Source organism: Pseudomonas sp. W5-36, from assembly GCF_046540455.1.
Classification (GTDB): domain Bacteria; phylum Pseudomonadota; class Gammaproteobacteria; order Pseudomonadales; family Pseudomonadaceae; genus Aquipseudomonas; species Aquipseudomonas graminis_B.
Window position 1 is genome coordinate 44,399 of the sequence record NZ_JAXCIQ010000011.1, and the last position, 25,439, is coordinate 69,837.

The window sequence follows — 25,439 nt, forward strand, 5'->3', positions numbered from 1 at the left end:
CCGGGTTCGGTACATTCAGGCACCTATTCCTACAAAGCGACGGCACCGCTGCTGGCCATGGGGAGAGCTAAACATCAAGCAAAGCAAGCGGTTGGCGGGCGCTTAGCGCAGGGCAACGGCAGTGGACGACGCGCCCAGTCGTCCACCGGCTGGCGTTTCTACACGCGGCTGGATCGGTTTCGCCATCGACCGGCTGATAGGCCTGCGTCAGCTATGAGACAAATCCCACAGCACGAACCGAACGGTCACTCACGCCGGCTTGGCACCATACCAGCGCGGCGTGTAGACCCACGGCTGGCCATTGGCGCGAGGGAATACGCAGGTCAGCGACGACCCCACCAGCACCATTGTGCGCATGTCGACTTGCTCCGGCGTCAGCTCACCGAGGGTGATGACCCGTAACGTCTGGGCGGGCCGACCGATGTCGCGTCCCAGGGTCACCGGGGTGTCAGGGCCCCGATGCTGGCGGACGATTTCCAGGGCGCGCCCCAACTGCCAGGGCCGGGAGCGCGAGATCGGGTTGTAGAACGCCAGCGCCAGATCGGCCTGGCAGGCAAGGTCCAGCCGCTTCTCGATGATCTCCCACGGCTTGAGGTTGTCCGACAGGGACATGACGCAGAAATCGTGGCCCAACGGGGCACCCGCCAGCGCGGCGGTTGCCAGCGAAGCCGACACGCCCGGCAGGATGTGCAGATCCACTCGGTGCCAGTCGGGATTGTCCGACTCATGCAGCGCTTCCAGCACCGCCGCCGCCATGGCGAAGACGCCGGGATCACCCGAAGAAACCACTACCACCGAGCGCCCTTCAGCGGCCAGCTCGAATGCGTGCCGGGCGCGCAGCATTTCTTCGCGGTTGTCGGTGCAGTGCAGCACTTGGTCGGCGCGGAACGGCCCGGCCATGCGCACGTAAGTCTCGTAGCCCAGCACATCGTTGGCGCGCGCCAGCTCGGCTTTAACGGCGGGAATCATGAAGTCGGTAGCGCCCGGGCCGAGGCCGATCACCGCCAGCCGCCCCTGTGCACAGCCAATCTGCTGAACCTCCAGCGGCTGCGGCGCGACAGCAATGGCAATGCCCGCCGCCGGGGTGAGCGGTGGCAACAGTTGTGGCAACACCTGCTGGGTCATTTCCGCAGGGGTACCGGCGGCGGTGAAACGCAACGGTACGCCCAGTGATTCGGCAGCCGCGTGCAGCGCCGGACTGGCCATCTCGGCCTTGCTGGCCAGTAAACAACCCAGCGCCTGCACGGCAATGCGCGAATCGTGGAGCGCGTTTTTTACCGCCTCGGCGGGATCGACCAGATCACCGCTCAGCGCCACCAGCACATTGCGCGGGTAGATCAGCAGCTCGTGATCGCTGGGCTCGCGCTCGGCGTAACCCACGTGGATCGCCAGCTGCGCCTGATCATCCTCAGGCAACTGCGCCTGGGCCAACCAGGGCGCCGCGCCCTCGACACGCACGCTTTCGCCCGACAGCAAGTCGCTGACGAAGCGCTTGCCCAGCTCCAGGTCGCCGAGCGCGTAACCGGCTGGAGGGTTAAGCAGGCATGTGCCGAAGCGCAACTCGCCACTGGTGGTGATAGCCGCTGCGGTGTTCAGCGCGGCGGCCACTTCCCGGGCCATGACGTTGACGCCACCCAGTCCGCCCAGCAGCGGCACTACTGCGTTGCCATCCTCGGCAACGGCGAGCACCGGCGGCTCGACGCCCTTCTCCAGCAATACCGGCGCCAACGTGCGAATGACGATGCCCGCTGCGCACAGCGCGATTATCGGCGTGTCTTGCTGATACAGCTGACGCAGTGTCGCGCCAAACTCCGAGTAGCTGCAGTCGGCCTCTTCGACGCGCCCGGCCAGCCCGTAAATCAGCGATTGGGGGTACAGCTGCTGGATACGTCGCGCCGTCGCCAGCGCGCCTTTGCCCAGGATGACAATCGCCGGGGCCTTGATGTTGGTCGTGACCATCAGCCTTGCCACCGTTCGCCGGGGACAATGATCAGCGAGAAATACGGCGACGACATTGGGTCAACCTCGGCCAGCGGCACGATCTTCTGATTGGCCATGGTCGCGCGCTCAACGTACAGCGCGCGCTCCGCCAAGCCGGTTTCCATCAGCACCTGGCGCACTTTCGGCAGGTTGCGCCCCAGCTTCATGATCACCGCAGCGTCGGCATCCTGAAGCTTGCGTTTGAGTTCCTCGGCGGACAACACGCCAGACAGCACAGACAGGCTTTGATTGCGGTACACCAGCGGCGCACCCAGCACCGACGCGCCGCCGAGCATCGAGCAGACACCGGGAATCACTTCGGCTTCGTAGCGATCGGACAGACGATCGTGGAGGTACATGTAAGACCCGTAGAACATCGGGTCGCCTTCGCAGATCACCGCCACGTCGCGTCCGGCGTCCAGATGCGCCGCCACATCGGCGCTGCTGCGGTCGTAGAACTCGCTGATCACTTGCTCGTAAGACAGGTGAACGGGCAAAGCCTCGGTGGTCACCGGGTACACCAGCGGCATCAGCGTCTGAGCCTGCTGCAGATGGCCTTCGATGATGCCGAACGCGTTGCCTTTCTTGCCCTTGGCGACGAAGTACGCGACCACCGGCGACTCGCGCAGCAGGCGCAGCGCCTTGACGGTAATGAGTTCCGGATCACCCGGCCCCACGCCCAGGCCAATCAGACGACCGCGGGGTGCCATCATTCGATCTCCGTGGCGAGTGAGTTGACCGCCGCCGCCGCCATGGCACTGCCGCCGCGACGGCCCTGCATGATCACGTAAGGCACGCCGCGACTGTCGGCAGCCAGCATGTCCTTGGATTCAGCGGCGCCGACGAAGCCCACCGGGAAACCCAGGATCAACGCGGGTTTCGGCGCGCCGGCGTCGAGCATTTCCAGCAGATAGAACAGCGCAGTCGGTGCGTTGCCGATCACCACAACCGCGCCTTCCAGATGCGGGCGCCACAGCTCCAGCGCAGCGGCCGAGCGGGTGTTGCCCAGCTCACGCGCCATCTCGGGCACGCGTTCGTTCTTCAGGGTGCAGATCACTGGGTTGTTGGCGGGCAGGCGAGTGCGCGTGACGCCTTCGGCGACCATGTGTGCGTCACACAGGATCGGCGCACCGGCGGCCAGCGCGCGGCGACCTGCCGTGCCCGCGCCGGGCGAAAAACGCAGCCCTTCGACCGCATCGACCATGCCGCAGGCATGAATCACCCGTACGGCGAGTTTTTCCAGGTCGGCCGGGATGGAATCGAGCCGGGCTTCGGCACGAATGATCGCGAAGGAGTTGCGGTAGATCTCCTGGCCGTCGCGGATGTAATCAATCATCGGTGTTGCTCCGTGAGTCGGCGGTCAACAACGCGCCGACTGCTTCAATAGTGAGGTCACGTGCATGCAGATCGCCGAACCCGGCCTTTTCTGCATGACGAAAATAAAGGTCGTAACGACCGGGCGACGCTGCCAGCAGGGTCACCGGTGCCACATGGGCAGCAGCACACGAACGCGCGCAGCCGGACAGGTGCACCGCGCGGCTGATGGCGTTTTCTTGCAGCAATGCGGCCAGACGCAGCCCGTCGGCCTTGGTGTCAGCCAGCCCTTTAGCGCAGGCAGCGGAGCCGGTGCAGGCGACGATTTTCGACAGTGCTTGAGCGGCATCGACGAGCAGGCCCGCCCGACCCAAGCCATCCACTGCGAGCGCTGACTTTTCCGCCGGGACATTGCGCAGCGTCAGGCTTTGCCACGGCGTCATGCACAACTGGCCGTCGCCAAACGCAGTCGCCAATCGGGCGGCTTCACGCAACATGGACGGCCGCAGACGCCCCAACGGCACGCCTGCGCCAACGGCCACCACGCCGGCTGTTGCCTGGGCGTACGTGCCGATGTGCGCAAAAGAGCGGATCGGTTCGCGCCGCCAGCTGGTTACTTTTTGATCAACCACGAATGGCTGCGGCAAACGCGCGGCGACGTGTTCGAGGAATCGGTGCACGGGCGTTTCTTTCAGCAGATCGCGCATGCGTGCCTGATCGGGCCGAGCGAGATCCAGAAAGGTTTCCAGCACCGCGACCACCCATGCGTGCGCTGCTTCCGGCGCCACTGCAGCCACCGGTGAGTCGGTCGCCGGACAGCCCGCCAGCCCGAAACCCAGTAGCGTCCGGCCATCGACCTGCAACGCTGACAGCCAGACGTCATGGGGATGCTCGAGCATCGCCAACCCCTCGCCGCCGTCCAGCAACAAGGCAAATTTGGGCGACAGCTCATGGAAACGCGGGTGGTGCTCAAGGGAATGCAGGATCTGCCGGGCCAGCGGACGCACGTCCAGCAGTTGCTGCGGATCGATGCCTGCGGTCGGGCTGAGCATCAGGTTGCGCACGTCGTCGCTTGCCGGATTGCTTGGCCCCAGACCGGCATCGAGCAGGCAGGCGATCAGCCCGTCATGGTTGGCGCCTATACCGCGAATCTGCAGATTGCCGCGATTGGTCGCCTCGATCACACCGCCGGCGAACCCCTCGGCAGCATCCGCCACGGCCAGCGCCTGATCCGCTGAAAGCACCCCGCCCGGCAGCTTGATCCGGCAGATGCCGCCATCCAGCGCCGGGACGATACGCAGCAACCCCGGGCAAGCCGAGGGGCGAATGGGCGTAGCGGAGGGGCGAGCGGACAACGGCTCGGTCAATGGATCACCTGGTGCGAATGGGCGGACGCATAGAGAAACGAAAAGTTACAGGGGCCGTATTATGCCTGCTTTGGCCGCTGCCATGAAAAGACGCTCTGTCGGATTCACAAAGCCATACGAACCGGCCCCGTCGGCGCGGTATCATGCCGGCCACTTTCACAGGCCGAGCAGGCGGGCCTGTTGCACGCAATCGGGTTGAGGGCAATTCATGTCACCGTGGCTGACAGTCGTGGGAATCGGTGAGGACGGCTATAAAGGTCTGGGCCGAAACGCTCGGCACGCGCTGCTGCAGGCGCGGCAGGTGTTCGGCGGCCCGCGGCAGTTGGCCTTGCTGCCGCCGTGCATTCAGGCCGAGCAGCGCCAGTGGCCGAGCCCGTTTTCCCTGAGCCCGGTGCTGGAGCAACGCGGCGTCCCGATCTGCGTGCTGGCCAGCGGCGACCCCATGTTGTTCGGCGTCGGCGCGAGCCTGTCGAAACACGTCCCCTTCGCTGAGATGCGGGTGATTCCAGCGCCATCTTCTTATTCGCTGGCGGCGGCCCGTCTGGGTTGGGCGTTGCAGGACGTGGTGACGCTGTCGGTCGTCGCCCGCCCGGTCGCGGCCTTGAATGCTCACCTGCAACACGGCCTGCGCCTGCTGGTGCTGAGCAACGACGGCTCCAGCCCGGCGGCCATCGCGGCGCAGCTTCGCGAACGCGGGTTTGGCCCGAGCCCCATGATCGTGCTCGAACACTTAGGCGGCAGCGCCGAGCGACAGATCGAAGGCACCGCCGGTGAGTGGAACGCCACGGACATCGCGGCGCTGAACCTGGTCGCCATCGAATGCCGCGCCCAGCCTGATGCATTGCGTCTTTCGCCGCTGGGCGGTCTGCCGGACGAGGCATTTCGGCATGACGGTCAGCTCACCAAGCGCGACGTGCGGGCCATCACCCTGGCAAGGCTCGCCCCCGTTCCCGGTGAACTGCTGTGGGACGTGGGCGCAGGCTGCGGCTCCATCGGCATCGAGTGGATGCGCGCGCACCCGACCTGCCACGCCATCGCCATCGAGGCGGATGAGGGACGGCAACAACTGATCGAATTCAACCGCGATGCGCTGGGTGTGCCAGGCCTGCAACTGATTCGCGGACGTGCGCCCGATGCGCTGGAAGGCCTTGAACAACCGGACGCGATCTTCATCGGCGGCGGCGTAACGCGCGAGGGTGTGCTGCCTGCATGCTGGCAGAGCCTGCGTTCGGGCGGTCGACTGGTCGCCAATGCCGTCACGCTGCAAAGCGAAGCGATGCTGGTTAACTGGCGCGAGCAATACGGCGGCGAACTGACCCGCATTCACCTGGCCCACGCCAAACCACTGGGCGAGTTCGACACCTGGCGTCAGGCGCTGCCGATCACCTTGCTCGAAGCGATCAAACCCTGATGCGCGACGAAACCGCCGAACAGCCCGCGCCATTACGCAGCGGCTTGACCACTGGCAGCTGCGCCACGGCGACGTCCCTCGCCGCCGCGCGCCTGTTGCTGGCCGCTGAGACCAACGATGCCATCGAAATCACGCTGCCCAAAGGCAAGTGCGTGCAGATGCGCCTGGAATTCTGCCGTCTGATTGCGGGCGGCGCCGAGGCCGGCACGCTCAAGGATGCCGGTGACGATCCGGACGTTACCCACGGCGCGCTGGTGTCTGCCCAAGTCAGGCTGATCCCTGAGCCCGGCGTGCGATTTGTCGCGGGCGAAGGCGTGGGTACCGTCACCCGCCCGGGTCTGGTGCTGGGTGTCGGCGAGCCGGCGATCAATCCGGTGCCGCGCAGGATGATGGCCAAACACCTCACGCATCTGGCCCAAGAGGTGAGCTATGGCGGCGGGTTTGAAGTGACGGTCTGCGTCGAAAACGGCAGCACGCTGGCTTTGAAAACCATGAACCCGCGGTTGGGGATTCTCGGCGGCCTGTCGATTCTGGGCACCAGCGGGATCGTCCGTCCCTTCTCCTGCGCGGCGTACATCGCGTCGATCCACCAGGGCATCGACGTCGCGCGCACCAACGGTTATCAGCACATCGCTGCCTGCACCGGCAACGCCAGCGAAGACACGATGCGTCGCGTGTATCAGATCCCGGACATCGCACTGATCGAGATGGGGGATTTTGTCGGCGCTGTGCTCAAGCACCTGCGCAAAACCCCGGTAGAGCGGCTCAGTGTCTGCGGCGGTTTCGGCAAGATCAGCAAGCTGGCGGCGGGCCATATGGACCTGCACAGTCGCCACTCCAGTATAGATCTGGTTCAGCTCGCGCGCTGGGCTGCCGATGTGGGCGCGGACGCCGAGCTGCAACAGAACATTCGCCAGGCCAACACCAGTCAGCAAGCGCTGGCCATGGCCTCCGCCGTCGGCATCGCGCTGGGTGATGCGGTCTGTCAGCACGCGCTGGATTTCGCCCGCAGCGTGGTGCCGGCGCAGGTTGAGGTCGAGGTCTTCGCCATCGACCGGCAGGGCGGGATCGTCGGCCACGCGGGAGGTTTTGATTGAACTCACACACCCTGAAACGCGTACTATTGCTCGGCGGCGTCACCGACGCACTGGCGATCGCCCGTACGCTGGGGCCTCAGCACGTTTACAGCCTGGCGGGCGTGGGTCGCGTGCCCACCGACCTGCGCTGCGAAGTCCGTGTGGGCGGGTTCGGCGGCGCTGAAGGGCTGGCAAACTTCGTACAGCAAACAGGCATCGATCTGATCCTGGACGCGACGCACCCTTACGCTGCGCAGATGAGCCAGAACGCTGTCACGGCGGCAAAGCTGACCGGTGTTCCCTGCTGGGCATTGCGTCGACCCGCGTGGCAGGCGGGGCCGGACGATGACTGGCGCGAAGTTGCGGACTGGGCAGAATTGATCGCCGCCCTCACCCCCTTTCAACGCCCCCTGTTCACCTTGGGCCGCGAACCTTTGCAGCACCTGCACGAGATTCCCGCCCATCAGTTCTGGACGCTGCGGGCCCTGGACATCTACCCCGGCAATGAACGCTGTGAAGTGATCGGCGCGCGCGGCCCTTTCCGGCTGGAGGATGAGCGCGAGTTGTTCGAGACTCGCAACATCGACGTCCTTATCAGCAAGAACAGCGGCAGCACGGCCACCGAGCCGAAGCTGGAGGTGGCGCGGGAGCGCGGGGTGCCGGTGCTTGTGTTGAAACGGCCGATGCTGCCGGAGGTGGATCGGGCCTTTTGGAGTGTGGGCGAGGTGTTGGCTGCGTTGCAGAATGCTGAAGATGCCAGCTAGCTGTGTGGCATCCGTCTGGCCCCCTGCTGAACCCTTCCTGAACCAAATCCGCCCCGCGACATAACGTCGCGGGCGGGCTTTTTACATCTGGCGGCTGATCAGGCTAAATGGCCGGCATGAGAAAACAACAAGATCAAATCATCACGCAGAAGCGGCGCCGGGCGTTCGCCTGGGTGGCCTGTTTCGCACTGTTGTTCGGCGTGCTGGCGATGCCGATGACGCCGACCATGCCGCGCCCCGAGGGTGAGCGGCTGGTCTGGGGAAGCGGCTGCACAGACGCCGCATCACGCCTGGCCATGACGCCCGTTGAAGTCAGCGATAAACAATCGTCCTATCACCCCGACATCGCGTTCGTGCAGCACTGCGCCTGCTGCACAAACGCCACGCCACTGGTTGCAGTGCCGACCCTCATCGGTTTTGGATTGTTCGCCCTGGTCGAACCGGTGCGTTTCCCTGTTGCGGTACTGGTGCTGCGTGCGCCGCCCCTTCAGCGCTGGCCTGCACGCAATCCGCATGCATCGCCCCGGGTCTGATGAGTCGACCTTGCCCTGGCGCACCTGAATGAACCGGAGACCTGCGTTGATGCTGAACAAAATCCTCCTGCTGATCGCCCTTGCGCTGCCAGCGCCTTTCGTTGAAGCCCAGGATTACACCAAGGGCCAACTGGTCGTTGCGCAGCCATGGTCCATGGCGTTGCCGCCCAACGCGCCCACCGTCGCTGCCTATTTTGTGATCACCAACGGAGGCGCGGAGAACGATAAGCTGAAAGCGGTCGACAGCCCCATCGCCGGTGCCGCTCAGCTGCATGAGCACGTCAGCCAGGACGGCCTGATGAAAATGCAGCACGTCGAGACGGTGGATATCCCCGGCGGCGGCACCGCGACATTCGCCCCCATGGCCTATCACGTCATGCTGCTGGATCTGAAAGACCGCGCCCGACTGATCGACGGGCAGAGCTTCCCCCTCACACTGCACTTTGAGAAAGCGGGCGACCTGACCGTTGACGTCATGGTATTGAAACAGCCACCCGATGCTGCCGCCCCGGCCCACGCCCACTGACCCGCCGAATCCCGACGCCGCCCCCTTGAACCGTCCGCCCGCGAACCGCGCCCGATCAGCCCACGCCCCTCGTCACTCGCAGGGTGCGTGGCTGAGCCTGTTCGCCATGCTGATGATCTTCATCGGCCCGCTGATCTCGCAGTCGATGCCCATGGAGCATCACAGCAGTATGGCAATGCCCGCGCCGACTTCGATGTCGATGTCGATGCATGGCGAAATGGACATGTCGGCCTCGATGGACATGGCCATGGAGATGGGCGCGGGCGAACACAGCGGCCACGCCAAGGCCGAACTGGACGCCGGCGTCGATCACGTCATCTGGGCCAAATGCGGCTATTGCACACTGCTGTTCAGTTGCCCGGCGCTCACCAAAACCGTCGCCGTCCTGGCCCCCGTCCCGCCCAGACCCGCTGACTTCTACAACGAGGCCACGCAACTCGGCCACGCCCAGCGCAACGTCTTCCCCAACGCCCGCAGTCGCGCGCCGCCCCTCTCGTCAGTCGCCTGAACGCCACAAATTGACTCGCACCCGCTGACGGCTTCTCTGGCTGCCAGCGGGTTGCGCCGTGTTTTCCCTGACGGGAGCGTTGCACCATGTCCAAACCGAATGTGTCTTTCTACAACCTGGCGTGGCGATGGCATTTCTATGCCGGCCTGTTCGTCGCGCCGTTCATGATTCTGCTGGCGGTCACCGGGATCATTTACCTGTTCAAACCGCAGCTCGACGCGCTGATGTACAGCGACCTGCTGACGGTTAAACCCGCGCACCACTCACTCAGTGCCGATGACCTGCAAAAGCGTGTGCTGACGGCCTTTCCACAGGCTCAGGTGAGCAAATACCTGCCGCCGCTGAATGCCGAGGGCAGCGCGCAGTTCGTGGTCAAAAACGCCGGCCGCGACATGAACGTGTTCATCGATCCCTACAGCGGCACGGTGCTTGGCACCCAGGACGCAAAGCAAAACCTGCAAGCCATCGCGCGCGAACTGCACGGCGAACTGATGATCGGCACCGTCGGCGATCGGCTGGTGGAACTGGCCGCCGGCTGGGGCATCGCGCTGGTGGTTTCGGGCGTGTATCTGTGGTGGCCACGCGGTCGATCACCCGCCGGCGTGCTCTGGCCTCGTCTCTCCGCCCGAGGCCGCATTCTCTGGCGCGACCTGCACGCGGTGACCGGATTCTGGGGGTCGGTGGCGCTGCTGTTCATGTTGCTGAGCGGCATGACCTGGACCGGCATGTGGGGGAAGGTGTATGCCGATGTCTGGAACACGTTTCCGGCGGCGATGTGGAATGACGTGCCCAAGTCGGACAAGCAGGCGGGCGCCTTGAACAGCGCCAGTGTGCAGACCGTGCCGTGGGCCATGGAAAACACGCCGATGCCGGTGTCGTCCGGGGATCACGCCGAGCACATGAATCACGCGCACATGTCCAGCGCTCCCGCAGCGCCGGGCATCTCCCTGCAGCAGGTAGTGGACATCGCCAAGGCGCGCACTATCGAACCGGGCTACAGCATCACCCAACCGAAAACCGCCGATGGCGTGTTCACCGTCTCCGTGTTCGCCGACGACCCGCGCAATGACGCCACGCTGCATGTCGATCAGTACAGCGGCAAGGTGCTGGCGGACGTGCGTTACAGCGATTACAGCACCGTGTCCAAGGCCACTGAACTGGGCGTGATGCTGCACGAAGGCAAGATGTACGGCTGGGTAAACCAGCTGCTGATTCTGTTCATCTGCCTGATGGTGCTGCTGAGTTCGGTGAGCGGAATCGTGATCTGGTGGAAGCGTCGCCCGCAGAACGGTTTCGGCGTTCCGCCGTTGCGTCATGACCTGCCGCGCTGGAAAGCCGCAACGGTGGTGATGGTCGCGCTGGGCGTGGCGTTTCCGCTGGTAGGGGTTTCGATGCTGGCGGTATGGATGCTCGATCGAATAGTGCGTTCGCGCTTTGCCAAAACGGCGACAACAGCTTAGATTGCGTCTCGCGGAGCCTGGAACCTCTTTTGGGTGGTTTAGTGATGAATTCCTCCTCATTTCGGGTTTCAGGCTTCGCACCTGTTTTTCTGATCGTCGAATGTCCCACCTCCTCCGCGAAAACTCCTACCCGTCTGGTCGCTTTTCCTTTCCCTCCAGACTTGGCTCCGCCTACAGACGCGCGCCTCACGCCCTGACTCCATGAAACGAGTCGCCGAACCCGTCGGTTCTGCGAGTCATCCCTCATGCATACGAACAGGCGCCATGAATTCCACGAACGTTACCGCTCCATCCATGCTCGACGTCGACAGCTCTGCCTTGACGATTTACACACTCCCCGATTTCACCCAGGCCCTTGAACAGACGCTCACTGACTGCCTTCGCCTGAGCCATCGCGGGCTGGCGTTCGATTACGCCCGTGCCCGGCTGGTCTGCCAAGAGCGAAGCATCGAACCCGGCGCAACCGAAGTCACCAGCAGTTACCCGCTGCTTGCCAGCCTGACAGCCCACTTCACCGGGCTTTTTCAGTGGCAGAACGTCGAGTCTGCCGGGCTCTACACCACTGAGTTTCCTTCGCCGGACACGCCCTCCATCGGCGGGCTGGACCGCGACGCACTGATCGCTCTGTATGCAGCCGTCGCGCAGGCCCTGCCCGCCCGCTACAAACAAACACTGTCGGATCATTGGGCAGAGCTTCAACCCTCCGGTAAAACGCGGGGAGACGACTTCCTCGCGGATCGGGTCAAATTGCTCAGGCTGGAGGGCCAGATGCGAGTCGAAAAAGGTGAGTTTCGTCCGTATCTGTACAGCATGCTCGACGCCACACTGGATTACGGCATGGACACCTCGGCGGACCCACTGCAGAAGCACGACGTCTTTAACCTGTGGTTGGGGACAAGCTCCACCGCACTGTTTCCCCTGACAGGGGCGTTTGTCATCACCGAGCAACGCAGCGATCAGGTTCCGGCACCTGACGACGAGTCAGTAGGAGAGGTCGTTCTCTACACCCCTGCCGGCAGTCTGGAACGATTCGATTCAGTGAATCAGCTCACCGGCACCCTCACCCGTCGCCTTGCCGACGAGACGCAACGCCGCCAGTTGCTGGGCCATCTCAGGCTCAACGATGTCATCACAATGGCGCTGCCCAACACTGACGTTGAGCAGCCCCCTGTACGTTGGGGCCTGCAGAAGCTGGGCAATAATTTCATGAGCCTGCTGCTGACATCGCAGATCATCAAGCAGAAGGCAGACTTCGACCACGCGGTGAACATCGCTCAATCCCTGAACCTCAATCAGCCGTCGTTGCAGCGCCTCATTCTCGAGTTGATGGCCTCGGATCAGCTGTTCGACAACCACCGCATCGAGCGGCAGCTGGATTGCGATGTGGTCCGCGAGCAGATGCCGGACTGGTGGGACAAAATGAGTGAAGAACAGCGGGCCGAATGGACCCGCGATGCCACGGCTTACGCGCAGTCTATCCGGGCCATCCGCCGCATCAGTCTGGACTACTTCAACACGCCGCAAGCTAACGGCGCCCACGTCATTACGGCCTACGTCGATGCAACGGTCACCGCCGCACTGGCAGAGAAAAATATCCAGCTGGCGCCTCGAAATATTCAGGTCATTGCGACGTTCCAGCATCTCGACGCGTCCCTGTTTTACCCCCTTACCCCGACAGAAACGACAACCCGGTTCCAGACCCACTCGCTGCACGCATTGGCCCACGAAGACGCCCTACGGACGAACATCCAGAACGCCATCGAGTTACGGGCTGCAGACGAACACGGTGCAGAGATACCGGGGCTTTCTGGCGCTTTCGTGAGAGAGCTGCTAGCGCGAATCCAGATTCCAAAGCGGCTGGACGACTACCTAACCGAACACCTTGATCACTCCGAGTACGCTGGCCAGTTGAAGCGCCAGCACCGCGAGTTGCTGCTGGCGCGACTGGGCATGGCGTATAGGGAGAGTCAGCTCAACGGATTTCCCGAGAACCGGCTGCGCTGGATCAAAGCGGTACTGGAGGGCCCCGATTCGCAGCGGCGTCCGGGGGTGGACGAGGTCAATATCGAGGTGCGATTGCTGCACATTAGCGGGGTCAAGATCCCGGACGTCATGTTGATTGCCCCCGCTGGCAAATTCAGCAAGGGGCCTCTTGTGCTTTGCACGCTCAACGCCCCGGATAACGTGGTGTTCCGCGCATTCGACAGCATGTTCCACCTCACGAACGCTTTTCTGGAAAACGACACGTACAAATCCTACATGGCGAGGCTGCTGCCGCTGGCCGACAGACGCCAGGCCAGGCTGATGCTCGATTACGAAGAGTCGCTCAAGCACTGGCGCCTCCCGGACGTACTGGCGTCGCTGCCGAGTCCGCTTCCCATCCCGTCCCACTTTACGCATCCAGTGGTGTTTGTGACGCAGACGGGCGATCTGTTAGACGAGTATTTCGGGGGCAGGATCCGCCAGTTGAAAGAGGAAGCGAAATCGCTGCTGATCCAGCCCGGCAGTGGCGAGTCCCGGTGGCAAACCTTCGACATGGTGGTGAGCGTGGCCCTGCTGCTGTTGCCCCCGCCGGTCATGATCCCCCTCGCGCTCGGAATGGGCCTGGCCAACGCCTGGAGCGGCTTTCAAAAAGTCGATGAAAACGACTGGGACGGTGCCGCACAGGAGTTTATGGACGCGGCCGGTTATCTGCTGACTGCCGGTATCTCCCGCGCAGGTGGCGCAGCCTTCAAGGGCCGTCAACTGGCGGCGATAAAACGCCCGCACCTGGTCCGCCGCACCGGACGCCATGGACAGGTGCAGATCGGCTATCTGCTGTCACCCGCTGGGGCGCCCTACTTTGCCGAGTCGGGCATGATCACGAGGCTTGACCCGAAAAAATTTACCGAGATCACCCTCGATTCTGAAAAGGCCTACGTGGCTCGACGGTTCAACCTGTTCGGGCGGTGCCGCCTGTACCGCCCCTATTACCGAGACCCCGCGCTGCTGATCCATGAGGACGAATACGTTGTGCGGACAAGGACCGGGGGCTGGCGCAAGCTCTCGCAGCCGGTGGTGCGCCTGGCACCGAGCGCGAGTCGACAGGCCCGGCATGACCTAAGCCTGCTGCTCACCGGATGGCCGTTCCCGTCTGAAGGCATTAGCATTGCTGAACCGTCCCTCGATGAACCCCGGTTCCTGGCCCTGGCCGAACGCGCAAGGGCGGAGCTGTACCCCGAGCTCCTCGACTACATCGAAGGCGGATCCGCAGAGATCAATCAACTCCTGAGAAGCGGAGCGCGGACGCCCCGGACCCAGGCGTTTCTCAACCAGTTCTACCGCCTGCGTTCATGGAAAGGCGATGCGTTCCGTGCCGCGCGCGTCACGGACGAGGGTCTGCAACAATTACGACGCCAGCTCGGCGCGGTGTTTGTTGACGCAGGGGTGCAATCAGCGTCCATTAGCCGCGGGAATGCCGTGCGCTGGAGCCTGGACAGGTTCGTGACGGACCAGGCACTCAGTAATACGCGTCCGGTGTTTCTGATCTTTGCGCCGTCGGTACCGAAGAAGAACATGTTCTCGGATTTTCTTGCCGACCACGTCGCTATCCCGCCCGGCACCCGCGTTCAGCTCAAAGCGTTTCAAGAGGTGAACGGACAGGCGTTCGCCTATTTCACCGCGCCGGACAACATCGTCTACGAAACCTTTGATCTGTTTACGGGGGAGCGTGAGCTTTTCGTGAGGTAGCAGCCCTTGCCGAGTGCGCCAGGCCAGTCAAACGAGGGGCGCCGGACGGTATCGCACCAGTTGAGCGCGCTTGACGCACCACCCGCCCCGCATCGATCCACATTGGTGCGCGGCGCCGGGTTCACGCGACGTTTTGATTCCATTTTGCGACGCGCGCAGCCTTGGCCCAGCGTTTGCTAAAGCCTAAGCAGACTCAACTGTGCACCGCCAACAGCCGTCATCTAAAAAAATCAGAGAATGGAGCTAGCCAATGAAGCGTCGTAGTTTGCTGAAAGCGTTCACTTTGTCTGCATCGATCGCAGCGATGGGTTTGACCTGGACCGCTCAGGCGGCCGAGACCATCAAGGTCGGCATTCTGCATTCTTTGTCCGGCACCATGGCCATCTCCGAGACCTCGCTCAAGGACATGGCGCTGATGACCATCGATGAAATCAACGCCAAGGGCGGCGTCAACGGCAAGATGCTTGAACCTGTGGTGGTCGACCCCGCGTCGAACTGGCCGTTGTTCGCGGAGAAGGGCCGCCAGCTGTTGACTCAGGACAAGGTCGCCGTGGTGTTTGGCTGCTGGACCTCGGTGTCGCGCAAGTCGGTGTTGCCGGTCTTCGAAGAGTTGAACGGCTTGCTGTTTTACCCGGTGCAGTACGAAGGCGAAGAGATGTCGCCGAACGTGTTCTACACCGGGGCCGCGCCCAACCAGCAAGCGATTCCTGCGGTTGAATACCTGATGAGCGAAGACGGTGGCGCGGCCAAGCGCTTCTTCCTGCTGGGCACCGACTACGTTTACCCGCGAACTACCAACAAGATTCTGCGCTCGTTCCTGCACTCCAAAGGTGTCGCGGACAAGGACATCGAAGAGGTCTACACCCCGTTCGGTCACAGCGACTACCAGACCATCGTGTCGAACATCAAAAAGTTCGCGGCGGGCGGCAAGACGGCGGTGATCTCAACCGTGAACGGCGACTCCAACGTGCCGTTCTACAAAGAGCTGGGCAATCAGGGCCTGAAAGCCACCGACGTACCGGTAGTGGCGTTCTCGGTCGGCGAAGAAGAACTGCGCGGCGTCGACACCAAGCCGCTGGTGGGCAACCTGGCGGCGTGGAACTACTTCGAATCGGTCAAGAACCCCGTCAACACCAAGTTCGTCGCCGACTGGAAGGCCTACGCCAAGGCGCACAACCTGCCGAACGCCGACAAGGCCGTGACCAACGACCCGATGGAAGCCACGTACGTGGGTATCCACATGTGGGCGCAAGCGGTCGAGAAAGCCAAATCCACCGACGTGGATAAAGTCCGCGAAGCCATGGCTGGCCAGACCTTCGCCGCGCCGTCGGGCTTCACCCTGACGATGGACAAGACCAACCACCACTTGCACAAACCGGTGATGATCGGCGAGATCAAGGCTGACGGTCAGTTCAACGTGGTGTGGCAGACCAAAGAGCCGATTCGCGCCCAGCCTTGGAGTCCGTTCATTCCGGGCAACGACAAAAAGCCTGACTACGCAGTGAAGAGCAACTAAGGAAAACAGGGTAAACGGCCGGTTGAAATGTTCCGGCTGAACCTTTCCCTGTGGGAGCGAGCTTGCTCGCGAATGCGATCTCACCGAGATCGCAGATGCCGTCTGACATCACGTGATCGCGAGCAAGCTCACGCCTACAGGTTCCCTGCATGACATTGCGTCATGCGGGTGCTCCCAGGACTCGATATGCCCAGATACTTCCACCACCTCATTCTCGCGCTGTGCCTGTGGCTGCCCTTCGCCGCCCACGCCAGCGATGCCGGCGACTTTGTCGCGGCCCAATCCTCCGAGCGCGCCCAACTGCTGGAAACCTGGGCCGCCAGGCCTGACCCGGCGCGCGTCGAGTTGCTGGTTGCCCTGCAGGACGGCCGCGTCGCCGCCGACAGCAGCAACCGGGCGTTCATCCAGAACGGCGACAGCTTCATCGCCGTCGACCCTGCCGCTCCCGCGCTGGCCGATGCGCCAAACCCCGACACGCCACAGGCCATTAGCCTGAATAACCGCCTTCGCGGCCTGATCAACACCGCGCTGGCCAGCCATCAATTGCTCGCTGCCGACCCCAAGGTTCGCCTGGCCGCCGCGCAAATCCTGCAGAAAAGCGCGCGCCCGGCGCAATTGCCGTTGCTGGTGCAACAAGTGGCGAGCGAACAGGACGACAGCGTCCATTCGGCCCTTAATCTGGCGCTGGCCAACCTGCAGCTGGTGGACGTGAGCCCTACCGTGCGGCTCGCCGCGGTGCGCCTGCTCGGTGAAACCGGTGATCCTCTGGCCCGCACCCGGCTGGAAACCCTGCTCGAACCCAACGTTGAAACCGACCCCACCGTGCGTCTGGCGGCGGAGACAAGCCTGGCTCAGGTCAAACGCAAATTGATGATCGGCGAGATCCTCGGCCAAGCCTTCGCCGGCCTGTCGCTCGGGTCGATTCTGCTGCTGGCGGCGCTGGGACTGGCGATCACCTTCGGCCTGCTGGGCGTGATCAACATGGCCCACGGCGAGATGCTGATGCTCGGCGCCTACGCCACCTACGTCGTGCAGATGATGTTTCAGCGCTACGCCCCAGGCGCCCTTGAGTTTTATCCGCTGGTGGCGCTGCCGATCGCGTTTTTCGTCACCGCGTGCATCGGCATGGCCCTGGAACGTACGGTCATCCGCCACTTGTACGGTCGCCCGCTGGAAACACTGCTGGCGACCTGGGGCATCAGCCTGATGCTGATCCAACTGATTCGCGTGGTGTTCGGCGCGCAGAACGTCGAAGTGGCGAACCCGGAATGGCTGTCGGGCGGCATTCAGGTGCTGCCCAATCTCGTGCTGCCCTGGAACCGCATCGTCATCATCGCCTTCGCGCTGTTTGTCGTCGTGCTGACCTGGCTGCTGCTGAACAAAACCCGCTTGGGCCTGAACGTGCGTGCCGTCACCCAGAACCGCAACATGGCCGCCTGCTGCGGCGTGCCCACCGGGCGCATCGACATGATGGCCTTCGGGCTCGGCTCCGGCATTGCCGGCCTGGGCGGCGTGGCACTCAGCCAAATTGGCAACGTCGGTCCTGACCTGGGCCAGAGCTACATCATCGACTCCTTCCTCGTGGTCGTGCTCGGCGGCGTCGGGCAACTGGCCGGCAGCGTCACGGCGGCCTTCGGGCTGGGCATCGCCAACAAGATTCTCGAACCGCAGATCGGCGCGGTACTGGGCAAGATCCTGATCCTGGCGCTGATCATTCTGTTCATTCAGAAACGTCCGCAAGGCCTCTTCGCACTCAAAGGACGGGTGATCGACTGATGAATCAGCCATTGATGGTCACTGCCGCGCAACGCGCCGGCACCCAAGTTACGGTCGCGGTCGGCGTGGTGATTCTTGCCTTGCTGATCGCCCTGCCGTTGCTGTCCCTGCTACCCGAGAGCAACAGCCTGCAAGTCTCGGCCTACACCCTGACGCTGGTGGGCAAAATCCTCTGCTACGCGATCGTTGCGCTGGCACTGGACCTGGTCTGGGGCTACGCCGGCCTGCTGTCCCTCGGCCACGGGCTGTTCTTCGCCCTGGGCGGTTACGCGATGGGCATGTACCTGATGCGCGAAGCGTCGGGCGACGGTCTGCCGGCGTTCATGACCTTTCTGTCGTGGACCGAACTGCCGTGGTACTGGGTCGGCACCCAGCATTTCCTCTGGGCCATGTGCCTGGTGGTCCTGGCACCGGGGTTGCTGGCGCTGGTGTTCGGCTTCTTCGCCTTCCGCTCGCGGATCAAGGGCGTGTACTTCTCGATCATGACCCAGGCCCTGACCTTCGCCGGGATGCTGCTGTTCTTCCGCAACGAAACCGGCTTTGGCGGCAACAACGGTTTCACCAACTTCCGCAGCATTCTGGGGTTCAGCATCACCTCCCAGGGCACTCGCGCGGTGTTGTTTCTGCTGACGGTGGCGCTGCTGGCGGGCAGCCTGTTCGTCGGCTGGCGCCTGGCCCGCAGCAAGTTCGGTCGTGTCTTGACCGCCGTGCGCGATGCGGAGAACCGTTTGATGTTCTGCGGCTACGATCCGCGCGGTTTCAAGCTGTTTGTCTGGGTGTTGAGCGCCGTGCTGTGCGGCCTGGCCGGGGCGTTGTACGTGCCGCAGGTGGGCATCATCAACCCGAGCGAAATGTCGCCGACCAACTCCATTGAAGCGGCCGTCTGGGTCGCCCTGGGCGGTCGCGGCACGCTGATCGGCCCGCTGCTCGGCGCCGGCCTGGTCAATGGCATGAAGAGCTGGTTCACCGTGGCCTTCCCTGAATACTGGCTGTTCTTCCTCGGCGCGCTGTTCATCGTGGTGACGCTGTACCTGCCCAAAGGCGTGATCGGCCTGATCAAAAAAAGGGGCGAGCCATGAAAAGCACTCCGACGCCCGCATTCGATCCGGTGCTCGACCCGAACAGCGATGCCGGCACCAGCCGCGATGCCATCGGTCTCGGCCAAGTGGCCGGCAAGGGCCTGAACACGCTGCACGGCACCATCCTGACGCTGGAAGACATCAGCGTCAGCTTCGACGGCTTCAAGGCCCTCAACGATCTGAATCTGTACATCCGCGTGGGCGAGCTGCGCTGCATCATCGGCCCCAACGGCGCGGGCAAGACCACGCTGATGGACGTGATCACCGGCAAGACCCGCCCCAGTCACGGCAAGGCCTGGTTCGGCGAAACCCTGGACCTGACCAAGATGAGCGAAGTGCAGATCGCCCAGGCCGGCATCGGCCGCAAGTTTCAGAAACCGACGGTGTTTGAAGCGCTGAGCGTGTTCGAAAACCTGGAGCTGGCGCAGAAAACCGACAAATCGGTGTGGGCCAGCCTGCGGGCAAAGCTCAATGGCGAACAGCGCGACCGCATCGACGAGGTGCTGGAGACCATTCGCCTGAGCGCGTCGATGTCGCGCCCCGCCGGGCTGCTGTCCCACGGTCAGAAGCAGTTTCTGGAGATCGGCATGTTGCTGGTCCAGGACCCGCAACTGCTGCTGCTCGACGAGCCTGTCGCCGGCATGACCGACGCCGAAACCGAATTCACCGCCGAGCTGTTCAAAAGCCTGGCCGGCAAGCACTCGCTGATGGTGGTCGAGCACGACATGGGCTTCGTCGGCAGCATCGCCGACCACGTCACCGTCCTGCACCAGGGCAGCGTGCTGGCGGAAGGATCGCTAGAAGACGTGCAGGCGGATGAAAGAGTTATCGAAGTGTATTTGGGGCGGTAAACCGCCCAGCGGCAAGCTTTTAGCTGCAAGCGGCGAGCTGAAGCCAAACGCATGACCCGCTTTTTCTTGCAGCTTGCAGCTGATGAATCCGAGGAAATCAAATTGTTAACCGTCACTCAGCTGCATCAATTCTACGGCGGCAGCCACATCCTCCGCGGCCTGTCGTTTGACGTAAAAATCGGCGAGGTCACGTGCCTGCTCGGTCGTAACGGTGTGGGCAAGACCACGCTGTTGAAAGTGCTGATGGGGCTGCTGCCCGCCAAAGAAGGCGTTGTGCAGTGGGAAGGCAAGCCGATTACCGGTTTCAAGCCCCACCAGCGCGTGCATTCCGGCATCGCCTACGTGCCCCAGGGCCGGGAGATTTTCGGGCGGCTGACCGTTGAGGAAAACCTGCTCATGGGCCTGTCACGCTTTCCGGGATCGGAGGCGAAGGAAGTCCCGGCGTTCATTTACGAGCTGTTCCCGGTGTTGCTGCAGATGAAGCACCGGCGCGGGGGAGACCTGTCCGGCGGTCAACAACAGCAACTGGCGATCGGTCGCGCCCTCGCCAGTCGCCCTCGCCTGCTGATTCTCGACGAGCCCACCGAAGGCATTCAGCCCTCTGTGATCAAAGAGATCGGCGCGGTGATCAAAAAGCTCGCCGCCCGCGGTGACATGGCGATCCTGCTGGTCGAGCAGTTCTACGACTTTGCCGCCGAGCTGGCGGATCAGTACATCGTCATGTCCCGCGGCGAGATCGTCCAGCAAGGGCGCGGCGATAACATGGAGGCCGAAGGCGTTCGGGGTCTGGTCACCATTTAATTAATGCGCCGATCAGCTAAGGTACGGTCCTTGGATAACACGATAATCGACTTATGAATCTTCCTGCCCACACCGCCCTGTTCACCCCCAGCTGGCATGCCGAGCTGGAGTTGGCGTATGGGCGTTTCGGCGACAGCACGCGCCCGACGCAACGACGCCACAAAGGTCCGTTGCGGGTGCAAAAGCATCTGTACGCCGAAGGGCCGCAGGTCTGCCAACACATCATCGTTCACCCGCCGGGCGGCATTGCCGGCGGCGATCGGCTGGACATCAGCGCCAGCGTCGGCGCCAACGCCTGGGCGCAATTGACCAGCCCCGGCGCAGCGAAGTGGTACCGCGCGGCGGGCCCGGCCTATCAGCAACTGGACATAAACGTCGCTGCAGGCGGCACGCTGGAATGGCTGCCGCAGGAATCCATCGTCTTCAGCGAAGCCAAGGCTGAACTGACCACGCGGATTGATCTGGAAGGCGACGCCCGGCTGTTCTATTGGGACGTGGTTGCGCTGGGCCGGCCGGCCAGTGGCGAGCGTTTCGATCAGGGCCACTTTCAGGCGCATCTGGATATCCGGCGTGACGGCAAGCTGTTGTGGCACGAGCGCCAGCGCATCGTCGGCAATGACGGCTTGCTGGATTCGCCTATTGGCCTGTGCGGTAAACCGGTGTTTGCGACGCTGATCGTAACCGGGGAAATCGATGCTGATTTGATGGAGCGCTGCCGCGAGTTGGCCGCGCATTCAGCCGTGCGCGGCGACCTCAGCCAGTTGCCAGGGTTGATCATCGCCCGCTGCCTGGCAGACGAAGCCCTGCACGCGCGGGCCTGGCTGATTGAATTATGGAGGCTGCTGCGCCCTGCCCTGTTGGGCCGGGAGGCGGTGGCGCCGAGGATCTGGAGCACCTAAACGAAACTGGCCATCTGTAGGAGCGTGGCTTGTCCCGCGATCGGCGACGAAGTCGTCGTAAACCGGCCCATACGGTCCTCATGACAGATCGAAGGAAGGCCATGACTGCCGCTTCGCGTCAGATCGCGGGACAAGCCACGCTCCTACAGAGTTTGCGGCGATTTCTCTATTCGGAACTTAATAACGGACAAAACCCATGGATCTGACCCCACGCGAAAAAGACAAGATGCTGATCTTCACCGCAGGCCTGGTCGCCGAGCGACGGCTGGCACGCGGTGTGAAGCTTAATTACCCGGAAGCGATGGCCTTCATCTCCGCCGCCCTGCTGGAAGGTGCGCGTGACGGCCAGACCGTCGCCGACCTGATGCACTACGGCACCACCCTGCTGACCCGTGACCAGGTGATGGAAGGCATCCCGGAAATGATCCCGGAGATCCAGGTCGAGGCGACCTTCCCGGATGGCACCAAGCTGGTCACCGTGCATCAGCCGATTGCCTGAACGGCCCATTGAACCTGAGAAGCCCGTTGAAACAGCCACACAGGAACCCGTGGAAACGAACATGACCTATTCGATCCGTGACGCTTTGCTGACTGACATGCCGGCCGTGCTGGCGATCTACAACGACGCCGTGCTCAACACCACGGCGATCTGGAACGAGCAGCCGGTGGACCTTGCCAACCGCAAAACCTGGTTCGCCGCGCGCCAGGCACAGGCGTACCCGATTCTGGTCGCCGTCGACGACGAGGATCAGGTGCTGGGCTATTCGTCGTTCGGCGACTGGCGACCGTTCGAGGGGTTTCGTCACACCGTCGAGCACTCGGTTTACGTGCGTGCCGATCAACGGGGCAACGGCCTGGGTCCGCTGCTGATGAAAGCGCTGATCGAGCGCGCCCGCGCCTGCGACAAGCACATGATGGTCGCGGCCATCGAAAGCGGTAATGCGGCGTCGATTCACCTGCATGGGCGCGAGGGTTTTATCACCACCGGGCAAATGCCCCAGGTGGGCACCAAGTTCGGTCGCTGGCTGGACCTGACCTTCATGCAGCTGGACCTGTCGCCCGGCGCCTCTGCCCCACCTTCGCAAGCGCCCGGCATCACGCCTGTCGCCTGAATGTTCATCCTGAAAGGATTTCGCCCATGAATGCCGCCCATTTACGCCGTGTCACGTCAGAAAGCTTCGCGCATTACCGCTCAGGCCTGGTGGCGCTGTTGCTGGACGCCGTCCGCCACGGGGCCTCGGTCGGCTTCATGGCCGATCTCGGCGCTGAAGAGGCGGCCACGTGGTGGGACGGGGTCAAGGCCGAGGTTGAGCAGGGCGACCTGCTGCTCTGGGTGGTGGCAGAGGAAGACCAGGTGCTGGCGACGGTGCAACTGGCGCTGTGCCAGAAGGCCAATGGCCTGAACCGCGCCGAGGTACAGAAATTGCTGGTGCTCAGTCAGGCACGCCGGCGCGGGCTGGCGACGCAGTTGATGAGCGCCGTGGAACAGGCAGCGCAGCAGCACCAGCGCGGGCTTTTGTTTCTGGACACACTGGCCGGTTCCGATGCCGAAGATTTCTATCGCGCGTCGGGGTATGAGCTGTCTGGCCTGCTGCCGGACTACGCCTGCAACCCCGACGGCGAATACAAGGCCACGGCCATTTACTACAAGTTACTGTCGAGGAAGAGCGCATGATTCCTGGTGAATACCAGATCCAGCCCGGCGACATCGAGCTCAACGCCGGTCGCCGGACCATCATCCTTAGCGTCGCCAACAGTGGAGACCGGCCTATTCAGGTCGGCTCGCACTTTCATTTTTTCGAAACCAACGACGCCCTGACCTTCGACCGCGCCGCCAGCCGGGGCATGCGCCTGAACATCCCCGCCGGCACCGCCGTGCGCTTCGAGCCGGGACAGGCGCGGGAAGTGGAACTGGTGGACCTGGCCGGGTTGAGGCGGGTTTTCGGGTTTGCGGGAAGAGTTATGGGTGAACTGTAAAACGCGTTCACTTTCCAGCCAGGTCAAGCTGCAAGCGCCAAGCCACAAGCGCCAAGCACAGCAGTCCGCGGCGTACACAACATTCGCTTTTACTTGCCGCTTGCCGCTTGCCGCTTGAGGCTTGCCGCTTTGATTCGAGGAACGAAGTATGAAGATCAGCCGACAAGCCTACGCCGACATGTTCGGCCCCACTGTCGGCGACCGTGTGCGTCTGGCCGACACCGAGCTGTGGATCGAGGTCGAGCAGGATTTCACCGTCTATGGCGAGGAAGTGAAGTTCGGCGGCGGCAAGGTCATTCGTGACGGCATGGGCCAGGGCCAGGGCGTGGCTGCCGAAGTCGTCGACACGCTGATCACCAACGCGCTGATCGTCGATCACTGGGGCATCGTCAAAGCCGATGTCGGCCTCAAGGGCGGGCGCATCGCAGCCATCGGCAAGGCCGGCAACCCGGACATTCAGCCCGGCGTGACCATCGCCATCGGCGCCGCCACCGAAGTTATCGCTGGCGAAGGCATGATCCTCACCGCCGGCGGCGTCGACACGCACATCCATTTCATCTGCCCGCAGCAGATCGAAGAAGCGCTGATGAGCGGCGTCACCACCATGATCGGCGGCGGCACCGGCCCGGCGACGGGCACCAACGCAACCACGGTCACGCCCGGCAAGTGGCACATGATGCGCATGTTGCAGGCTGCCGAAGCGTTCCCCATGAACATCGGCTTTACCGGCAAGGGCAACGTCAGCCTGCCCGAGCCGCTGATCGAACAGGTCAAGGCCGGTGCCATCGGCCTCAAGCTGCACGAAGACTGGGGCACCACGCCTGCGGCCATCGATAACTGCCTGAGCGTCGCCGATCAGTACGACGTGCAGGTCGCGATCCACACCGACACACTGAACGAGTCCGGCTTCGTCGAAACCACCCTGGGGGCGTTCAAGAACCGCACCATTCACACCTACCACACCGAAGGCGCCGGCGGCGGTCATGCACCGGACATCATCAAGGCCTGCGGCTTCCCTAACGTGCTGCCGAGCTCGACCAACCCGACCCGGCCGTTCACCCGCAACACCATCGACGAGCACCTGGACATGCTAATGGTCTGCCATCACCTGGACCCGAGCATCGCCGAAGACGTCGCGTTCGCCGAGAGCCGCATCCGCCGCGAAACCATTGCCGCCGAGGACATCCTTCACGATCTGGGCGCGTTCTCGATGCTCAGCTCCGACAGCCAGGCCATGGGCCGCGTGGGCGAAGTGATCATGCGCACCTGGCAGACCGCCGACAAAATGAAACGCCAGCGCGGCCCGCTGCCGGGGGACGGCGAAGGCAACGATAACTTCCGCGCCAAACGCTACATCGCCAAATACACCATCAATCCGGCCATCACCCACGGCATCAGCCATGAAGTGGGCTCCATTGAGGTGGGTAAATGGGCGGACCTGGTGCTCTGGCGGCCGGCCTTCTTCGGGGTGAAACCGACGCTGATCCTCAAGGGCGGCTCGATTGCCGCCAGCCTGATGGGCGACGCCAACGCCTCGATCCCGACCCCGCAACCGGTTCACTACCGCCCGATGTTTGCCAGCTACGGCAGCTCGTTGCACGCCAGCAGCCTGACGTTCATCAGCCAGGCGGCCTTTGACGCCGGGGTCCCGGAGCAGCTGGGTCTGAAGAAACAGATCGGCGTGGTCAAGGGCTGCCGCAGCGTCACGAAGGCGGACCTCATCCACAACGACTACCTGCCAAACATCGACGTCGACCCGCAGACCTACCAGGTCAAGGCCGACGGCGTGCTGTTGTGGTGCGAGCCGGCGGACGTGCTGCCAATGGCGCAGCGGTATTTTCTGTTCTAAGGGTATTAGTCCTTTTTTGTAGG

The 25,439-nt window shown here is 63.2% G+C and carries 23 protein-coding genes; 19 read left to right on the plus strand and 4 right to left on the minus strand.

Going from position 1 to position 25,439, the window contains the following annotated elements; all coding sequences use genetic code 11:
- Positions 1–249: 249 nt before the first annotated feature.
- Genes cobJ through cobG form a run of 4 tightly spaced genes read right to left on the minus strand, consistent with a single transcriptional unit; the run spans position 250 to position 4,661 of the window.
- Positions 250–1,959, minus strand: a complete 1,710-nt coding sequence (gene cobJ, locus SLW74_RS17895; RefSeq protein ID WP_410929679.1) for a precorrin-3B C(17)-methyltransferase — start codon at positions 1,957–1,959, stop codon at positions 250–252.
- Complete coding sequence (locus SLW74_RS17900) at positions 1,959–2,690, minus strand: precorrin-2 C(20)-methyltransferase (RefSeq protein WP_065987875.1); 732 nt, start codon at positions 2,688–2,690, stop codon at positions 1,959–1,961. Before SLW74_RS17900 ends, cobJ begins: the two co-directional genes overlap by 1 nt.
- The gene (locus tag SLW74_RS17905) at positions 2,690–3,316 is read right to left on the minus strand and encodes a precorrin-8X methylmutase (RefSeq protein ID WP_065987740.1); all 627 of its coding nucleotides are present in this window, start codon (positions 3,314–3,316) and stop codon (positions 2,690–2,692) included. The genes SLW74_RS17900 and SLW74_RS17905 overlap by 1 nt, the downstream gene beginning before the upstream one ends.
- The gene (cobG, locus tag SLW74_RS17910; protein WP_410929680.1) at positions 3,309–4,661 is read right to left on the minus strand and encodes a precorrin-3B synthase; all 1,353 of its coding nucleotides are present in this window, start codon (positions 4,659–4,661) and stop codon (positions 3,309–3,311) included. Before cobG ends, SLW74_RS17905 begins: the two co-directional genes overlap by 8 nt.
- Before the next feature lie 208 nt (positions 4,662–4,869).
- Here cobG and cbiE point away from each other — a divergent pair, with 208 nt between their 5' ends.
- From cbiE to ureC, 19 genes are all read left to right on the plus strand, one after another.
- Positions 4,870–6,072, plus strand: coding sequence for a precorrin-6y C5,15-methyltransferase (decarboxylating) subunit CbiE (cbiE, locus tag SLW74_RS17915; RefSeq protein WP_410929681.1), 1,203 nt, complete (start codon positions 4,870–4,872; stop codon positions 6,070–6,072).
- A complete protein-coding gene (locus SLW74_RS17920; RefSeq protein WP_410929682.1) occupies positions 6,072–7,169 on the plus strand; it encodes a cobalt-precorrin-5B (C(1))-methyltransferase in 1,098 nt (365 codons plus the stop codon). Before cbiE ends, SLW74_RS17920 begins: the two co-directional genes overlap by 1 nt.
- A gap of 11 nt (positions 7,170–7,180) precedes the next feature.
- On the plus strand, positions 7,181–7,912 hold the full coding sequence (locus tag SLW74_RS17925; RefSeq protein WP_296312287.1) for a cobalt-precorrin-6A reductase: 732 nt from the start codon (positions 7,181–7,183) through the stop codon (positions 7,910–7,912).
- A gap of 116 nt (positions 7,913–8,028) precedes the next feature.
- Positions 8,029–8,445: a DUF2946 domain-containing protein gene (locus SLW74_RS17930; protein ID WP_410929683.1), complete on the plus strand. Its 417-nt coding sequence runs from the start codon at positions 8,029–8,031 to the stop codon at positions 8,443–8,445.
- Between the two features lie 49 nt (positions 8,446–8,494).
- Positions 8,495–8,971 (plus strand): copper chaperone PCu(A)C, encoded by a 477-nt coding sequence (locus SLW74_RS17935; protein ID WP_410929723.1) that lies wholly within the window; start codon positions 8,495–8,497, stop codon positions 8,969–8,971.
- A gap of 25 nt (positions 8,972–8,996) precedes the next feature.
- Positions 8,997–9,479: a DUF2946 domain-containing protein gene (locus SLW74_RS17940; protein WP_410929684.1), complete on the plus strand. Its 483-nt coding sequence runs from the start codon at positions 8,997–8,999 to the stop codon at positions 9,477–9,479.
- Positions 9,480–9,565: 86 nt separating this feature from the next.
- Complete coding sequence (locus SLW74_RS17945; protein ID WP_410929685.1) at positions 9,566–10,939, plus strand: PepSY-associated TM helix domain-containing protein; 1,374 nt, start codon at positions 9,566–9,568, stop codon at positions 10,937–10,939.
- A gap of 264 nt (positions 10,940–11,203) precedes the next feature.
- Positions 11,204–14,668 (plus strand): dermonecrotic toxin domain-containing protein, encoded by a 3,465-nt coding sequence (locus tag SLW74_RS17950; protein ID WP_410929686.1) that lies wholly within the window; start codon positions 11,204–11,206, stop codon positions 14,666–14,668.
- Positions 14,669–14,918: 250 nt separating this feature from the next.
- Entirely contained in the window at positions 14,919–16,184 is a 1,266-nt protein-coding gene (urtA, locus tag SLW74_RS17955; protein ID WP_122533769.1) for an urea ABC transporter substrate-binding protein, read from the plus strand.
- Between the two features lie 186 nt (positions 16,185–16,370).
- Positions 16,371–17,960: an urea ABC transporter permease subunit UrtB gene (gene urtB, locus SLW74_RS17960; RefSeq protein ID WP_192133252.1), complete on the plus strand. Its 1,590-nt coding sequence runs from the start codon at positions 16,371–16,373 to the stop codon at positions 17,958–17,960.
- A complete protein-coding gene (gene urtC, locus SLW74_RS17965; protein ID WP_410929687.1) occupies positions 17,960–19,039 on the plus strand; it encodes an urea ABC transporter permease subunit UrtC in 1,080 nt (359 codons plus the stop codon). Before urtB ends, urtC begins: the two co-directional genes overlap by 1 nt.
- Positions 19,036–19,890 carry an urea ABC transporter ATP-binding protein UrtD gene (gene urtD, locus SLW74_RS17970; RefSeq protein ID WP_410929688.1) on the plus strand — a complete coding sequence of 285 codons (855 nt, stop codon included), beginning with the start codon at positions 19,036–19,038 and terminating at the stop codon, positions 19,888–19,890. The genes urtC and urtD overlap by 4 nt, the downstream gene beginning before the upstream one ends.
- A gap of 102 nt (positions 19,891–19,992) precedes the next feature.
- Positions 19,993–20,691: an urea ABC transporter ATP-binding subunit UrtE gene (gene urtE / locus SLW74_RS17975; RefSeq protein WP_410929724.1), complete on the plus strand. Its 699-nt coding sequence runs from the start codon at positions 19,993–19,995 to the stop codon at positions 20,689–20,691.
- A gap of 53 nt (positions 20,692–20,744) precedes the next feature.
- Entirely contained in the window at positions 20,745–21,590 is an 846-nt protein-coding gene (locus SLW74_RS17980; RefSeq protein WP_410929689.1) for an urease accessory protein UreD, read from the plus strand.
- A 196-nt stretch (positions 21,591–21,786) separates the two neighbouring features.
- A complete protein-coding gene (locus SLW74_RS17985; RefSeq protein WP_065987752.1) occupies positions 21,787–22,089 on the plus strand; it encodes an urease subunit gamma in 303 nt (100 codons plus the stop codon).
- 61 nt (positions 22,090–22,150) lie between these two features.
- On the plus strand, positions 22,151–22,702 hold the full coding sequence (locus SLW74_RS17990) for a GNAT family N-acetyltransferase (protein WP_410929690.1): 552 nt from the start codon (positions 22,151–22,153) through the stop codon (positions 22,700–22,702).
- 26 nt (positions 22,703–22,728) lie between these two features.
- The gene (locus SLW74_RS17995; RefSeq protein ID WP_410929691.1) at positions 22,729–23,265 is read left to right on the plus strand and encodes a GNAT family N-acetyltransferase; all 537 of its coding nucleotides are present in this window, start codon (positions 22,729–22,731) and stop codon (positions 23,263–23,265) included.
- Positions 23,262–23,567 (plus strand): urease subunit beta, encoded by a 306-nt coding sequence (locus SLW74_RS18000; RefSeq protein WP_192133266.1) that lies wholly within the window; start codon positions 23,262–23,264, stop codon positions 23,565–23,567. The genes SLW74_RS17995 and SLW74_RS18000 overlap by 4 nt, the downstream gene beginning before the upstream one ends.
- A 148-nt stretch (positions 23,568–23,715) precedes the next feature.
- Positions 23,716–25,416, plus strand: coding sequence for an urease subunit alpha (gene ureC, locus SLW74_RS18005; protein ID WP_065987756.1), 1,701 nt, complete (start codon positions 23,716–23,718; stop codon positions 25,414–25,416).
- Positions 25,417–25,439 lie beyond the last annotated feature (23 nt).

Coding starts and splice junctions, on each gene's coding strand:
- cobJ (WP_410929679.1), bottom strand. CDS start 1,959: ATGGTCACGACCAACATCAAGGCCCCGGCGATTGTCATCCTGGGCAAA.
- SLW74_RS17900 (WP_065987875.1), bottom strand. CDS start 2,690: ATGGCACCCCGCGGTCGTCTGATTGGCCTGGGCGTGGGGCCGGGTGAT.
- SLW74_RS17905 (WP_065987740.1), bottom strand. CDS start 3,316: ATGATTGATTACATCCGCGACGGCCAGGAGATCTACCGCAACTCCTTC.
- cbiE (WP_410929681.1), top strand. CDS start 4,870: ATGTCACCGTGGCTGACAGTCGTGGGAATCGGTGAGGACGGCTATAAA.
- SLW74_RS17920 (WP_410929682.1), top strand. CDS start 6,072: ATGCGCGACGAAACCGCCGAACAGCCCGCGCCATTACGCAGCGGCTTG.
- SLW74_RS17930 (WP_410929683.1), top strand. CDS start 8,029: ATGAGAAAACAACAAGATCAAATCATCACGCAGAAGCGGCGCCGGGCG.
- SLW74_RS17935 (WP_410929723.1), top strand. CDS start 8,495: ATGCTGAACAAAATCCTCCTGCTGATCGCCCTTGCGCTGCCAGCGCCT.
- SLW74_RS17945 (WP_410929685.1), top strand. CDS start 9,566: ATGTCCAAACCGAATGTGTCTTTCTACAACCTGGCGTGGCGATGGCAT.
- SLW74_RS17950 (WP_410929686.1), top strand. CDS start 11,204: ATGAATTCCACGAACGTTACCGCTCCATCCATGCTCGACGTCGACAGC.
- urtA (WP_122533769.1), top strand. CDS start 14,919: ATGAAGCGTCGTAGTTTGCTGAAAGCGTTCACTTTGTCTGCATCGATC.
- urtB (WP_192133252.1), top strand. CDS start 16,371: ATGCCCAGATACTTCCACCACCTCATTCTCGCGCTGTGCCTGTGGCTG.
- urtC (WP_410929687.1), top strand. CDS start 17,960: ATGAATCAGCCATTGATGGTCACTGCCGCGCAACGCGCCGGCACCCAA.
- urtD (WP_410929688.1), top strand. CDS start 19,036: ATGAAAAGCACTCCGACGCCCGCATTCGATCCGGTGCTCGACCCGAAC.
- SLW74_RS17980 (WP_410929689.1), top strand. CDS start 20,745: ATGAATCTTCCTGCCCACACCGCCCTGTTCACCCCCAGCTGGCATGCC.
- SLW74_RS17985 (WP_065987752.1), top strand. CDS start 21,787: ATGGATCTGACCCCACGCGAAAAAGACAAGATGCTGATCTTCACCGCA.
- SLW74_RS17990 (WP_410929690.1), top strand. CDS start 22,151: ATGACCTATTCGATCCGTGACGCTTTGCTGACTGACATGCCGGCCGTG.
- SLW74_RS17995 (WP_410929691.1), top strand. CDS start 22,729: ATGAATGCCGCCCATTTACGCCGTGTCACGTCAGAAAGCTTCGCGCAT.
- SLW74_RS18000 (WP_192133266.1), top strand. CDS start 23,262: ATGATTCCTGGTGAATACCAGATCCAGCCCGGCGACATCGAGCTCAAC.
- ureC (WP_065987756.1), top strand. CDS start 23,716: ATGAAGATCAGCCGACAAGCCTACGCCGACATGTTCGGCCCCACTGTC.